This window comes from Pseudomonas sp. NY15435 (assembly GCF_048068295.1).
Classification (GTDB): Bacteria; Pseudomonadota; Gammaproteobacteria; order Pseudomonadales; family Pseudomonadaceae; genus Pseudomonas.
The window spans coordinates 536,756-550,881 of sequence record NZ_JBLUQA010000001.1 but is presented as its reverse complement, the minus strand read 5'-3'; the positions used below and the strand labels follow the sequence as shown (position 1 = coordinate 550,881).

12 protein-coding genes are annotated in these 14,126 nt (G+C 62.0%); 10 read left to right on the top strand and 2 right to left on the bottom strand.

Translation table 11 applies throughout. The features are described from left to right. The first annotated feature begins 39 nt into the window (after window positions 1-39). From ACNFH5_RS02620 to ACNFH5_RS02575, 10 genes are all read left to right on the top strand, one after another. Entirely contained in the window at window positions 40-1,197 is a 1,158-nt protein-coding gene (locus ACNFH5_RS02620; protein WP_416743999.1) for an acyltransferase family protein, read from the top strand. A gap of 73 nt (window positions 1,198-1,270) precedes the next feature. Continuing rightward, window positions 1,271-2,503: an acyltransferase family protein gene (locus tag ACNFH5_RS02615; protein WP_416743997.1), complete on the top strand. Its 1,233-nt coding sequence runs from the start codon at window positions 1,271-1,273 to the stop codon at window positions 2,501-2,503. Window positions 2,504-2,641: 138 nt separating this feature from the next. Then, on the top strand, window positions 2,642-3,547 hold the full coding sequence (locus tag ACNFH5_RS02610) for a GDP-mannose 4,6-dehydratase (protein WP_416743996.1): 906 nt from the start codon (window positions 2,642-2,644) through the stop codon (window positions 3,545-3,547). Between the two features lie 203 nt (window positions 3,548-3,750). Then, complete coding sequence (gene gmd, locus ACNFH5_RS02605) at window positions 3,751-4,722, top strand: GDP-mannose 4,6-dehydratase (protein WP_416743994.1); 972 nt, start codon at window positions 3,751-3,753, stop codon at window positions 4,720-4,722. A 3-nt stretch (window positions 4,723-4,725) separates the two neighbouring features. Next, the gene (locus ACNFH5_RS02600; protein WP_416743993.1) at window positions 4,726-6,162 is read left to right on the top strand and encodes a mannose-1-phosphate guanylyltransferase/mannose-6-phosphate isomerase; all 1,437 of its coding nucleotides are present in this window, start codon (window positions 4,726-4,728) and stop codon (window positions 6,160-6,162) included. Then, on the top strand, window positions 6,162-6,959 hold the full coding sequence (locus ACNFH5_RS02595) for an ABC transporter permease (RefSeq protein ID WP_416743992.1): 798 nt from the start codon (window positions 6,162-6,164) through the stop codon (window positions 6,957-6,959). Before ACNFH5_RS02600 ends, ACNFH5_RS02595 begins: the two co-directional genes overlap by 1 nt. Next, the gene (locus ACNFH5_RS02590; RefSeq protein WP_416743990.1) at window positions 6,959-8,221 is read left to right on the top strand and encodes an ABC transporter ATP-binding protein; all 1,263 of its coding nucleotides are present in this window, start codon (window positions 6,959-6,961) and stop codon (window positions 8,219-8,221) included. The genes ACNFH5_RS02595 and ACNFH5_RS02590 overlap by 1 nt, the downstream gene beginning before the upstream one ends. Then, the gene (locus tag ACNFH5_RS02585) at window positions 8,218-9,594 is read left to right on the top strand and encodes a glycosyltransferase family 4 protein (RefSeq protein WP_416744383.1); all 1,377 of its coding nucleotides are present in this window, start codon (window positions 8,218-8,220) and stop codon (window positions 9,592-9,594) included. Before ACNFH5_RS02590 ends, ACNFH5_RS02585 begins: the two co-directional genes overlap by 4 nt. Window position 9,595: 1 nt before the next feature. Next, window positions 9,596-10,729 (top strand): glycosyltransferase family 4 protein, encoded by a 1,134-nt coding sequence (locus tag ACNFH5_RS02580; protein ID WP_416743988.1) that lies wholly within the window; start codon window positions 9,596-9,598, stop codon window positions 10,727-10,729. Then, a complete protein-coding gene (locus ACNFH5_RS02575; protein WP_416743987.1) occupies window positions 10,730-11,887 on the top strand; it encodes a glycosyltransferase family 4 protein in 1,158 nt (385 codons plus the stop codon). Between the two features lie 72 nt (window positions 11,888-11,959). On the opposite strand, the gene ACNFH5_RS02570 is transcribed toward ACNFH5_RS02575, so the two are convergent. Together ACNFH5_RS02570 and ACNFH5_RS02565 are read right to left on the bottom strand one after the other, a co-directional pair. Continuing rightward, window positions 11,960-12,166 (bottom strand): DUF1127 domain-containing protein, encoded by a 207-nt coding sequence (locus ACNFH5_RS02570; protein ID WP_015474893.1) that lies wholly within the window; start codon window positions 12,164-12,166, stop codon window positions 11,960-11,962. A gap of 357 nt (window positions 12,167-12,523) precedes the next feature. After that, window positions 12,524-14,020: an acetyl-CoA hydrolase/transferase family protein gene (locus ACNFH5_RS02565; RefSeq protein ID WP_416743985.1), complete on the bottom strand. Its 1,497-nt coding sequence runs from the start codon at window positions 14,018-14,020 to the stop codon at window positions 12,524-12,526. Window positions 14,021-14,126 lie beyond the last annotated feature (106 nt).

The window sequence follows — 14,126 nt, the reverse complement described above, 5'->3', positions numbered from 1 at the left end:
TGAAATGAGCAGTGTGCAAAGCGGATCAAGGTGCAACCGATGAGCAAGGGGCGGATCGCCGACATCGAGATCCTGCGCGCCTTCGCGGTACTGTTCGTGGTGCTGCACCACGCCCATGGGAATCTGATCTCCTGGGCTTCACCTCGCTTCGATGCGTTGACCGCACATTTTTCCGGCGGCTTTGGTGTGGACCTGTTCCTCGCTATTTCCGGTTTCGTCATTGCCCGCGATCTGCTGCCCCGGCTGCGATCCGCTACACAGGCCGGCACGGCATGGCGTTGCATCCTCGCCTTCTGGGTGCGCCGCGCCTGGCGCTTGTTGCCTTCGGCCTGGTTCTGGCTGGCCGTGGTGCTGCTGGCGGTCGTGTATTTCAATCGTACGGGCGTTTTCGGTACCTGGGGCGCCAACCTCGATGCGACCTATGCCGGCGTGCTGCAATTCGCCAACTGGCGCTTTGCCGAGACGTTCATGCGCAGCGAATACGGGGCCAGCTTCGTTTACTGGAGCCTGTCGCTGGAGGAGCAGTTCTATATCCTGCTGCCGCTCATCGCTCTGCTGGCTCGCCGCTGGTTGGTCCCTGTGTTGCTGGTCCTGGTGGTGTACCAGTTGTTCGCTTCCCGCGGCCTGGTGATGGTGATGTTCCGCAGCGATGCGCTGATACTGGGCGTATTGCTGGCTATCTGGAGTCGGACGGCGTCCTACGAGCGCTTGCGCACGCTCCTGCCCGCCCGTGGTGGCAGCCTGGTGCTGGCTGCAATCAGTTTGCTCATGGGAGCCTTCTGGTCGGACACACTCGACGTGGGCGCCTACAAGTTCAGCCTGGTGGCGATCTGTTCCTTCGTGCTGGTGTGGATGGCGTCCTATGATGCGGAACTGTTCATTCCGGCGGGGCCCTGGCGTCAGTTGATCATCTGGATCGGCACGCGTTCCTATGCCATCTACCTGATTCACGTTCCGGCGTTTTTCGCTACGCGCGAAATCGCCGCCCGTTTGTACCCTCAGCTGCCGGTGGATGAGCGCTTCTTCTACCCTTTCGTGCTGTGCGCGGCGGCTTTGATCCTCATGTTGAGCGAGCTCAATTTCCGTCTGTTGGAGACGCCGCTGCGTCGCCGCGGTGCGCTGATGGCGCGGCAGATATCTGGCGAGCGGGCTGAAACATCGCAGAGCCTTGCAGTTGAGCAGGGATTTGGACGGTGATCATGGAACAATGCTTCGCGCTGGCCGGAAAGTGCCTTGCCATGCAGGAAATGAGGAAGGTCGGGGAGTGCGAATGAACAAGGGAAAAAACCCGGAGATCGAGTACCTGCGGGCGGTGGCCATCGGCATGACATTGCTATGCCACGTGCCGATGCTGTTGCCCTATTACGATGCACTTTTCGGCCGTTTTTTCAGCCTGTACATGCCCTGGTCAGGCGTAGACCTGTTCTTCTGCATTTCCGGCTACATCGTCTGCAAAAGCTATCTGGACTATTTCGATCAGCATCGGCAGCGGGGCAGTTTTGCCATCGCGGCCCAGAGCTTCTGGTTGCGGCGTGTTTACCGACTGTTGCCGACCGCCTGGTTGTGGATCCTGATTCCTCTGGCACTCTCGGTCCTGTTCAACCGCAGCGGCGCCTTTGGATCCTGGTTCGAGAACCTGCGTAGCTTTGCGGCTGTGGCGACCTTCACCGGCAACCTCGCGAACCAGTACAACGGAATGCTGGGCCCCAATGCGGTCTACTGGAGTCTCGCGCTGGAAGAGCAATTCTACTTCGTGTTGCCGTTCTTCCTGCTGTGCGTGACGGCCTTCCGCTGGCGCGTCGGGTTGCTGTTGGCGTTGATTGCCCTGCAGTTTGGACTTGACCGCAATATGTTCGGGACGCCGACCAGCGCCATGCTCAACTCGTTCCGGCTCGACGCCATGATGTGGGGTGTGCTGCTGTGCCTGGCGGGACGCACACCCTTGCTTCGACAATTCGAACCGACCTTCCTGGGTAAGAGTGTCTGGCTGCGCCTGGCCTATGCAGTCATCCTGCTCTACCTGCTGGGGGCGATTCCGGGGCAGCTCATCGCCATGCCTATCGCCGTGGGGTTGATAGCCATCGTTGCGCTGCTGCTGGTGTGGGTTGCCAGCTACCAGCAGGGATATCTGTACTGCCCGTCGGTACTGTCACGCCCGCTGCTCTGGCTGGGGTCGCGCTCCTACGGCCTGTACGTCATTCATATCTGCGCTTATCACTTGAGTCGCGAAATCTGGTATCGCTACGCCGCAGCGCAGGGGGTAGAGCTGGACAAGTCCTTTACCCCGGAACTGGTGGTGACGGCACTGGCGATCGCACTGGTTGCCAGCGAGCTGAACTATCGTTTCGTCGAGGAGCCCCTGCGGCGCAAGGGTGCGCGGATTGCGCGGGAGCGTCTGGAGCGGTTTTGCGGCGGCGCCCCGGTTGTGGATGCCCCGCATCCGGACACGCAGCCGCTTGATGCCACCCGGACAGATGCGCCGAGCGCGCGTGCGACCGAATAAGTGCCGTCAGTTGCGAGAGTGGAAACCCTCGAGGCTGTTTCCGGGTCACAGAAAGCCCGGGGTGTAATCGAATTATCGTGACCAGCCGGTCAGCCATTTTAGGTTCCTTTCCCTTAGAACAATCAGAGAGACTGGCCTTTGAACAAACGATTACTGGTGACAGGGCTTTCCGGTTTCGTGGGCACCCGGCTTCGGGCGTCGCTGGGGTCGCAATGGCAGTTGATGGAGCTCCCGCGTCTGGATCTGACCGAGCCCGGGGTTTTCGATGAGTATCTGCGCGAGGATGTGCCCGACGCAGTGATCCACCTGGCCGGCCAGACCTTCGTGCCGCAGGCGTTTCGCGATCCCGCCGGGACCTTGCAGGTGAACCTGATCGGGACGCTGAACCTACTGCAGTCGCTCAAGCGTTGCGACTTTAACGGAGCGTTTCTTTATGTCAGCTCCGGGGATGTCTATGGACAGGTGAGCGAGGATCAGCTGCCGATTACCGAGTTGCAGTTGCCCAGACCGAGGAATCCCTACGGTGTGAGCAAGCTCTCGGCGGAGTTGCTGTGTCAGCAGTGGAGCTTCGCCGAACCTTGGCGCATGATGGTGGCACGGCCGTTCAACCACGTGGGCGCGGGCCAGAAGGCCGATTTCGTGATACCGGCGGTCGCAAGACAACTCGCGCGTATTCGTCATGGATTGCAGGACGCGTATATCGAGGTCGGGGACATTGATGTCACCCGCGACTTCCTCGATGTACGGGATGTATTGGCGGCGTACTTCGCATTGCTCGAAAACGGGCGTTCGGGGGAGGTGTACAACGTTTGCTCGGGTCAGGAATATCGCCTGCGCGACGTGATCGACCAGATGGCTTCGCTGTCAGGCGTTGATCTGCAGATCCGCCAGGACCCGCAAAGGATGCGCAAGGCCGAGCAAAGGCGTGTGCGCGGCAGCAATGCAAAGCTGCAGCGTGAGACCGGCTGGAAACCGTCTTACGCAATGGAGCAGATCCTGCTGGATGTATTGGCGGAATGGGATGTCCGTGCATTGCAGGAGTGACACCGGTGACTGGCTGATTGTGGCCCACCGCGGCGAAACCTGTCGCCGGTTCAAGACCCCGCCATACCTGCCAGGGGGAATGGGGTCCCAGGTAATGTGCTGTACGCGGAGGCATCGCTCGGGCGGAAGCCGATCGAGACTCCGGCATAACTACAACGAGCTCGCGGCGCTTTCATCTGCGAGCCACCACGGATGCTAGAAGAATGACAAAAAGTGCTCTGATCACCGGTCTGACCGGACAGGATGGCGCCTACCTTGCGAAACTGCTGCTGGAAAAGGGCTACAAGGTCCACGGTCTGGTAGCTCGCCGTAGTAGCGATACGCGCTGGCGCCTGCGTGAGTTGGGGATCGAGTCCGAGGTGGTCTACCTCGACGGCGATCTGGCGGACGCATCGTCCGTACAGCGGGCCGTCATCAAGGCCAAGCCGGATGAGCTCTATAACCTCGGTGCACAGAGCTTTGTCGGCAGTTCCTGGGACCAGCCGGTGACCACCGGCATTGTCGATGGCCTGGGCGTTACCCACCTGCTGGAAGCCATCCGCCAGTTCAACCCGGAAACCCGCTTCTATCAGGCATCCACCAGCGAGATGTTCGGTCTGATCCAGGCCGAGCGGCAGGACGAGAACACACCGTTCTACCCGCGCAGCCCCTACGGCGTGGCCAAGCTCTATGGCCACTGGATCACCGTGAACTACCGCGAGAGCTTCAAGCTGCACGCTTCCAGCGGCATTCTCTTCAACCACGAGTCGCCGCTACGCGGCATCGAGTTCGTGACCCGCAAGGTCACCGACGCGGTGGCGCGCATCAAGCTGGGCAAGCAGAACGAACTGCGCCTGGGCAACATCGACGCCAAGCGTGACTGGGGCTTCGCCGGCGACTACGTCGAAGCCATGTGGCTGATGCTGCAGCAGGACAAGCCTGACGACTATGTGGTGGCCACCGGTGTCACCACCACGGTACGCGAGATGTGCCGTATCGCCTTCGAATACGTAGGCCTGAAGTACCAGGATCATGTGGTGATCGACCCGGCCTTCTTCCGCCCGGCGGAAGTGGATGTGCTGCTGGGCAACCCTGGAAAGGCCGAGCGAGTGTTGGGCTGGAGTCCGAAAACCAGTCTGGAGAACCTCATCCACATGATGGTTGACGCCGACCTGCGTCGCGTTGACAAGGAGTGATGCATGCTCGTCCCTGTGATCCTTTCCGGTGGAGCCGGCACCCGGCTGTGGCCGGTCTCCCGTGAAGGCCAGCCCAAGCCGTTCATGGCGATGCCCGACGGGCAGTCGCTGCTGAGCAAGACCTATCGGCGCGCGGCCAGCCTGCTGGGTGCGGACGGGCACATCGTCACGGTGACCAATCGCGACTACTACTTCCAGAGCAAGGATCACTTCCAGTCGGCCAAGCTGCGCCAGCGTGGCCACTTCATCCTCGAACCCGCCGGGCGCAATACTGCCCCGGCTATTGCGGTCGCCGCACTCGCGCTGCGTGCACTGCATGGTGATGACGTGACCATGGTGGTGATGCCGGCGGACCATCTGATCCGCGACATCGATACCTTCGGACGCTGCGTCGAGCATGCTGTGGAACTGGCCGAGGCGGGGCACCTGGTGACATTCGGTGTCGTGCCCAACGCGCCGGAAACCGGCTTCGGCTACATCGAAATGGGCGATGCGCTGGACACTTGTGGCGGCAGCCGCGTGAGGCGCTTCGTCGAGAAGCCCGACCTGGATACTGCCAAGGGCTTCCTTCAGGCGGGCACCTTCCTGTGGAACTCGGGGATGTTCTGCTTCACCGTCGGCACCTTCATCAGCGAGCTGGAAAAGTACGCTCCGCAGATGCTCGAACAAGCCATCGCCTGCCAGATGGCGAGCCAGCCGGCGGACTTCGGCAATCTGGTTCAGCAGGAGTTGCCGTCGGATCATTTCTGCGCGCTGGAGGACATCTCCATCGACTACGCACTGATGGAGCGCTCCGACCGTGTGGCGGTGATCCCCGCGGCGTTCGACTGGAGTGATATCGGATCGTGGACCGCGATGAGTGCGCTGGTGGATGCCGATGCCGACAACAACCGCGCCGCCGGCAATGCCATCTTCGTCGATAGCCGCGACAACTACGTACAGAGCGAAGGCCGACTGATCGCCACCGTGGGCGTCGAAGGGCTGGTCGTGGTCGAGACCGCCGATGCGATTCTGGTGGCGCGTGCCGACCGTGCGCAGGATGTGCGCAAGGTGGTAAAGCAACTCAAGGATACCGACAACGAAGCCTATCGCCTGCATCGCACGGTCAGCCGCCCCTGGGGCACCTACACCGTTCTCGAGGAAGGCCCGCGCTTCAAGATCAAGCGCATCGTGGTGAAGGCTGGCGCCGCCCTGTCGCTGCAGATGCATCACCATCGCAGCGAGCACTGGGTCGTGGTGCAGGGCATGGCCAAGGTCACCAACGGCGAGTCCGTACGGCTGGTGAACAGCAATGAGTCCACCTACATCCCCGCGGGCCACCGCCATCGCCTGGAGAACCCGGGTGTTATCGATCTGGTGATGATCGAGGTGCAAAGCGGCGAGTACCTGGGCGAGGACGACATCGTTCGCTTCGAGGATATTTACGGCAGGATCGTTTGATGTCGCTGAGCAGTCTGAAAGGCACCTGGCAGTACCGCGGATTCATCGTGGGCAGTGTGCGGCGGGAATTCGAGTCGCGCTATCGCGGCTCGCTGCTGGGAGCGGCCTGGACCATCCTCAATCCCCTGGCGATGATTCTGGTGTACACCGTGATCTTCTCCGAAGTGATGCGTGCGCGCCTGCCGGGCGTGGACGACAAGATGGCCTACAGCGTGTTTCTTTGCGCGGGGCTGCTGACCTGGGGATTGTTCTCCGAAGTGGTCAGCCGCTGCCTGAACATGTTCCTCGAAAACGCCAATCTGCTGAAGAAGCTGAGCTTCCCGCGCCTCTGCCTGCCGGTGGTGAGCGTCTGCAGTGCGTCGCTGAATTTCGCCATCATCTTCGCGTTGTTCATCGGCTTCCTGCTTATCACCGGGCGCCTGCCCGGCGTTGCGCTGCTGTCGTTCCCGCTGTTGCTGGCGCTGCAGCTGATGTTCGCCGTCGGCCTGGGCATGCTGGTCGGCGTGCTCAATGTGTTCTTCCGCGATGTCGGGCAGCTGTTCGGGATTCTCCTGCAGTTCTGGTTCTGGCTCACCCCCATCGTCTACCCGCTGACTATTCTGCCGGAGTCGATCGGCCGGCTGGTGCAGCTCAATCCGCTGACCGGCCTGATGCAGGCCTACCAGAACCTGTTCCTCCACGGCCAATGGCCGCAGCTCTCGCAGTTGCTGCCGGTGACGGTATCCGGCGCTCTGCTGTGCGTGCTGGCCATGGTGTTGTACCGCGCACGCGCAGGTGAAATGGTGGACGAACTCTGATGGGCCATATCCGCATTCAGCAACTGGGCAAGGCCTATCGTCAGTACCCCAAACGCTGGTCCCGCCTGGTCGAGTGGATCGCTCCCGATGGCAAGCCGCGGCATCACAAGCATTGGGTCCTGCAGAACATTTCCCTGGAGATCGAGCCGGGCGAGGCGGTCGGTATCGTCGGTTCCAATGGTGCCGGCAAGAGCACCCTGCTCAAGATCATCACCGGCACTACGCAGCCTACCAGTGGCACCTGCGAGGTGGGAGGAACAGTATCCGCCCTGCTCGAACTGGGCATGGGCTTTCACCCGGAGTTCACCGGTCGGCAGAACGTCTACATGGCCGCGCAGCTGCTGGGGCTGCAGCGTGGCGAGATCGACGCGCTGTTCCCGGAGATCGAGGCCTTCGCTGAAATCGGTGACGCCATCGACCAGCCGGTACGCACCTACTCCAGCGGCATGCAGATGCGCTTGGCGTTCAGCGTGGCCACCGCGCGGCGGCCGGATGTACTGATCATCGACGAGGCGCTGTCGGTCGGCGACTCGTATTTCCAGCACAAGAGCTTCGAGCGTATCCGCAGCTTCCGTCGTGCCGGCACCACGCTGTTGATCGTTTCCCATGACCGCTTCTCCATCCAGTCCATCTGTGATCGTGCGGTGTTGTTGGAGTTCGGCCAGGTGGCGATGCAGGGCGACCCGGAAATGGTCATGGACTACTACCACGCGAGGATGGGCGAGGGACTCAATCATCTCGTGCGCCAGGAGATGCTCGCCAACGGCAAGGCCCGCACCATCTCTGGCACGGGGGAGGCGGAGATCGAATCGGTACGGCTGCTGGACGCTGGAGGCAAGGACATCGACCTGGTCGAAGTGGGCCACGACGTTGTGCTGGAGGTCGGTGTGCGAGTCTGCCAGGACGTCGACCGGTTGGTGCTTGGCTTCATGCTCAAGGACCGGCTCGGGCAGGCGATGTATGGCATCAACTCGCACCGCCTCAAGCAGGTGCAGAAGGGGCTCAAGACCGGCGACCGGCTGGTCTATCGCTACGCCTTCCCCATGCGGCTGGGAGCCGGTAACTACTCGGTGTCGCTGAGCCTTTCACGGCTCGACTCGCACCTGGACGGCAATTACGAGTGGCGGGACTGCGCAATGATCTTCCATGTGGTCAACAGCACGCGTGAGAACTTCATCGGTTATTCCTGGCTGGATGCCCGCGCCAGCATCGAGCATTTCCCCAGCGATTCCCTGGCCCAACGCAGTGGAGAGCATTCCTGATGCGCCTGCTCGTCGAATGCACCTACGTCTTCGAACATCCGCACGTGAATTCCGGCATCCAGCGCGTCGTGCGCAATGTCATCCGCCATCTTGAGGATGCCGAAGGCGGGGTCGAATGCGTTCCGGTGGCGTTCATCAACGGCCGTATGCATCGGGTGCTGCATCTGGCACCGCTGTCGACCGAGGAACTGCCCTGGCACAGCCGGATGAAGATCGCCCTGGAGCAGATGCGCAATGACTATTGGGTAAGGCATGCGAGCCTGGAGCGCCGCTGGCCGATGAACCGCTACCACAACGCACGCCGCGTTCTTTACGTGGCGTGCAAGATTGCCAGCCTGGCGATTACCCTGCCGCTGCGCTTCGCCATGTTTGCCTCGCGCGGCCATGTTGTGCCCGAGCGCCTGGAGCCGCTGGAGGTTCAGCCTGGCGACCAGCTCCTGCTGCTTGATTCGTCCTGGCACGCCGATTTCTTCCCGGTAGCGGAAAAGCTCAAGTCCCAAGGTGTCGGGCTGATCTCGGTGATCTACGACCTGATCCCCTGTACCCACCCGCAGTTCTGCGACGCCGGACTGGTGAAGGTGTTCGACCGCTGGTTCGATTGGATCGTCGAAATGGCGGACGGATTCATCTGCATTTCCACCACCATCCGCGACCAGGTGCGTGCCGAGATCGTTCGCCGTCGAGGCGAAGAGGTTGCCCAGGGCTTGTGGTTCGAGCACTTCTACCTCGGCTCGGAACTGGACCTAGTGCATGACGCCTCGCAGCTGGACGGAAAACTGGTACAGATGTTCGAAGACGGCGCGCCGGTCTACCTGATGGTCAGCACCATCGAGCCGCGCAAGAACCACGCCTACCTGCTCGACGCTTTCGAGCGCCTGTGGGCGCAGGGCTCGCCGGCACGGCTGTGCATCATCGGCCGCTATGGCTGGAAGTGCGAGGGCCTGATGGATCGCATCCGTCGCCACAAGGAACTCGACAAGCGCCTGTTCATGTTCAACAAACTCAATGATCGCGGCCTGGAGTACGCCTACGCCAACGCCCGCTCGCTGGTCTTCCCGTCGTACGTCGAGGGCTTTGGCCTGCCGCTGGTGGAAGCGATGCAGCGCCGCCTGCCGGTGATGGCCAGCGACATTCCGGTGTTCCGTGAAGTCGGCGGCGACTTCGTGGCTTACTTCGATCTGCAGCGACCGGAGTCTCTGGCCGAGTTGGTGCAGGAGTTCGAAGATAGCAACCGATTCCCGGCAACCCGCGCTGCTGCTGACTGGAGCTGGCTGACCTGGCGTGATGCCAGTCGGCAACTGGTCAGCCGCGTGCTGGGGGCCCTGATGCTGCGCAGGCCGGCGCAGTCCCGACCCGAAGCGGAAGTGGGTTAGCGTGCACGTTGCGCTGAACGCTCGCATCCTTCAGGCACCGAGGACTGGCATCGGCCAGTATGTCTCGTCCCTGACCCGAGCGCTGCAGGATCAGGCGGAAGTCAGCCTGCAGTTGTTTCTGGGCCGCCAGTGGTCGGTCGATCTGCCGCCGGCCTCGCTGCCCGGCTATTCCCGCCGCACTGCGCTGGCCAAGCGAGTGCCTGGTGCCTATCGCATTCGTCGCTGGCTGGAGCAGGGAAACTTCGACCGAGGGCTGAGTCAGCGTTCGATCGACCTGTACCACGAGCCCAGCCTGTGGCCGCTGGAGTTCGACGGGCCGATGGTCATGACCCTGCATGACCTGACCCATGTGCACTACCCCCACACCCAGCCCGCCGATCGCCTGGCCGAGATCGAACGCCATGTCGGCAGGGGTGTCGAGCGGGCGCGGATCGTACTGACAGACTCCGAGCACGTTGCCGGAGAGGTCCGCCGTCACTTTGCATTGCCTGATGAACGCGTGGTGGTGGCGCCGCTCGGATACGCGCCGCGCTTCCGTCCCCGAACTGATGCAGAACTGTTGAGTCCGCTGGCCTCGTTTGGATTGTCAGCGGGGCAGTATCTGATCTGCGTCGGCACACTGGAGCCGCGTAAGAACCTGCAGCTGGCGCTGCGGGCTCATTCCCTGTTGCCGCCCATGCTGCGCTCGCGCTTGCCATTGGTGATAGTCGGAATGCCAGGCTGGCGCAGCGATGGTCTCGATGAGACGCTGGATGTCGCCGTGAAGGGCGGCTGGGCCAAGGTGCTCGGCTATCAGAGTGATGAGGTGCTCGCGGAGTTGCTGGCCGGGGCGAAGGCGTTGCTCTTCCCGTCGCTGTACGAAGGCTTCGGCCTGCCCGTGCTGGAAGCGATGGCCAGTGGCGTGCCGGTATTACTGACTCGTACCTCCTCGCTGCCGGAAGTGGCGGGAGAGGCGGGCATCTATGTCGATGCCCATGATCCGCAGGAGATGTGCTCCGCCCTGCAGGAACTGGTGGACGATTCTTCTCTCGGGCAACGTTGCCGTGTGCTGGGCCTTGAGAGAGCCCGGGACTTCAGCTGGCAGCGATGCGCCCGGATAACCAGCGAAGCCTACCGAAAGGCTGTGGGAGGCTGAATGCGCGTATTGCACTTCTTCAAGACCTATCTGCCGGACTCCGTGGGGGGCATCGAGCAGGTGATCAACCAGCTCTGTCGCACCGGGCGACATCACGGCATCGAACACCAGGTACTCACCCTGAGCTCGAACCCAGAGCCCGCGGAGCTGATGGTCGATGGGCACCGTGTCTACCGGGCGCGCCTCGACCTGCAATTGGCCTCCACCGGTTTCTCCTACAGCGTCATACCGCAGTTCCGCAAGCTCGCGGCGGAAGCGGACATCATCAATTTCCACTTCCCCTGGCCGTTCATGGATGTGGTGCACCTGCTGGCGGGCATCGACAAGCCGACCGTGGTGACCTACCACTCGGATATCGTTCGCCAGCGGCACCTTTTCAAACTGTACCAACCGCTGATGCACCGCTTCCTCGGCAGCGTGGACCGCATCGTCGCGGCTTCGCCCAACTACCTGGGCTCCAGCGAGACCCTGCGCCGCTACCAGCACAAAGCGGAAGTCATTCCCTATGGTCTGGACAAGCAGGCCTACCCGGTTCCTTCCGAGGAGTGCACCGCTCGCTGGCGCCGCGAGGTAGGGGAGCAGTTCTTCCTGTTCGTCGGCGTGATGCGCTACTACAAAGGCCTGCATATTCTGCTGGAAGCCGTGCAGGGCACCGGGTACCCGGTGGTCATCGTCGGCGCTGGCCCCCTGGAGCAGCAGTTGAAGGCTCAGGCGGCGGCGCTGGGTGTTGAGTCCCACGTGCGCTTCGTCGGGCGCGTGAGCGAAGAGGACAAGGTTGCCTTGCTGCAGTTGTCGCGGGCGATCGTCTTCCCCTCGCACCTGCGCTCGGAAGCCTTTGGCATTTCCCTGCTGGAAGGGGCGATGTATGGCAAGCCGATGATTTCCAGCGAGATCGGAACCGGCACCAGCTTCATCAATGCCAACGGCCTGACCGGGCTGGTAGTGCCACCCAGCGATCCCCTGGCGTTCCGTCAGGCGATGAAGTGGTGCTGGGAAAATCCCGCGGCGGCGGAAGAAATGGGGCGGCAGGCGGAAGCGCGCTACCAGGAGCTGTTCACGGCTGATGCGATGGGGCGCGTCTGGGCAGATCTGTATCGCGATCTACTGGACGAGAGAGCAGAGAAGGAAGGGCTGCTGCCCGAGGGCCGCTCTGGCTGAGCGGCCGGGGCAACGAACTTACCAGTACAGTTATGACGAGCCTGGAAAGTGTGGCTCAGTTGTACTGTTGAATCAGCGCCAGAACGGCTTGTTCAGTTCGGCGTAACGCTGGGCTTCGCTGATGCCGGCGTCGGCCAGCAGTCGGGAGTCCAGGCGGGCCAGCTGGCGGCGGCTTTCCATGCGGCGCTGCCACAGGCGAACGGTGCCGACGAGGCCACGATGGGCGCTGGAGGTGCTACGGGTGGTGCTCAGAGCTGCGGAACCGAGGGTACGTTCCATGGTGGTCATCCTTCTCGCTTGTGGCGAGTAGTCAGTTGCTGAATGGATTGAGCATATGATCTGACTTTTTGGTCAGGGATGACAGGTACAGTTGTGCAGTATTGCAGCTGCTCAGCCGATTGTAATTTTGAACTGTTATGGTCTTTTTCAGGGCAAACTGTACCGTTACGCTCCATTCTGGTGCGCAATTGGTAGGCATCTGAGGTGTTTCGACGGTGCCGGCCAAGGTGGCGGCGGGGTAAGCTGAACAGTTGGGGCGGGATAAAAATCTGTTCAGTAGTGTTTTTACGTGGTTTTTTTCCGGCTGTAAACCCTTGCGGGCCATTCATTGCTGAATGACCCGCAGAGTGTCTGGAATCAGCTCGCCGCCAGCATGTGGCCGCGTTCTTCCAGATTGATATGCCACTCCAGGGCCTCGCGCAGGATGTGCGGGGTATGGCCGCCGCGTTCGCAAGCGGCATCGAAGTAACTGTTCAGGGCGTCGCGGTAGGACGGGTGCACACAGTTGTCGATGATCACCCGGGCGCGCTCGCGCGGCGCCAGGCCACGCAGGTCGGCCAGACCTTCCTCGGTGACCAGGATGTCCACGTCGTGTTCGGTGTGGTCGACGTGGCTGACCATCGGCACGACGCTGGAGATGTTGCCGCCCTTGGCGATGGACTTGGTGACGAAGATGGCCAGGTGTGCGTTGCGGGCGAAGTCGCCCGAGCCACCGATGCCGTTCATCATCTTGGTGCCGCCGACGTGGGTGGAGTTCACGTTGCCGTAGATGTCGAATTCCAGCGCGGTGTTGATGCCGATGATGCCCAGGCGACGGACCACTTCGGGGTGGTTGGAGATCTCCTGCGGGCGCAGCACCAGCTTGTCCTTGTAACGCTCCAGATTGCCGAAGACTTCTTCGTTACGGCGCGCGGAGAGGGTGATGGAGCTGCCCGAGGCGAAGCGCAGCTTGCCGGCGTCCATCAGGTCGAAGGTCGAGTCCTGCAGCACTTCGGAGTACATGGTCAGGTCTTCGAACGGCGATTCGATCAGGCCGCACATCACCGCGTTGGCAATGGTACCGACGCCCGCTTGCAGCGGCGCGAGGTTCTTGGCCAGGCGGCCGGCTTCCACTTCCTGCTTGAAGAAATCGATCAGGTGATTGGCGATGGCCTGGGTTTCGTCGTCCGGCGGCAGCACGGTGGACGGGGAGTCCGGCTGGTCGTTGACGACGATGGCGACGATCTTTTCTGCTGGGATCGGGATGGCGGTGCTGCCGATGCGGTCGTCCACGCGAGTGAGCGGGATCGGCGTGCGGGTCGGGCGGTAGGTCGGGATATAGATGTCGTGCAGGCCTTCGAGGTTGGCGTTGTGCGCGACGTTGATCTCGACGATCACCTGCTTGGCGAAGATCGCGAAGCTGGCCGAATTGCCCACCGAGGTGGTCGGCACGATGTGGCCTTCCTCGGTGATGGCGACGGCTTCGATGACGGCGATGTCCGGCAGCTTGAGCTGGTGGTTGCGCAACTGCTCGACGGTTTCCGACAGGTGCTGGTCGATGAACATGACTTCGCCGGCATTGATCGCCTTGCGCAGGGTGCTGTCGACCTGGAAGGGCATGCGGCGGGCCAGCACGCCGGCTTCGGTGAGCTGCTTGTCGAGGTCGTTGCCCAGGCTGGCGCCGGTCATCAGGCTGATGCGCAGCGGCTCCTGCTTGGCGCGCTCGGCGAGGGCCTTGGGTACGGCTTTGGCTTCGCCGGCGCGGGTGAAACCGCTCATGCCGACGGTCATGCCGTCCTTGATAAGGGCCGCGGCCTGGTCGGCAGTCATCACCTTGTCCAACAGGGAGGACATACGCACGCGATCACGGAACATGGGAAAACCTCGGGCAGTAGGAAGTGCGAGGCCGCCAGTCTAGGGACTCGGCGATTTTTGGCTCTTATACCAAGGTCGAAAAATCGCCCGGCCAGGGCCTTCTTAC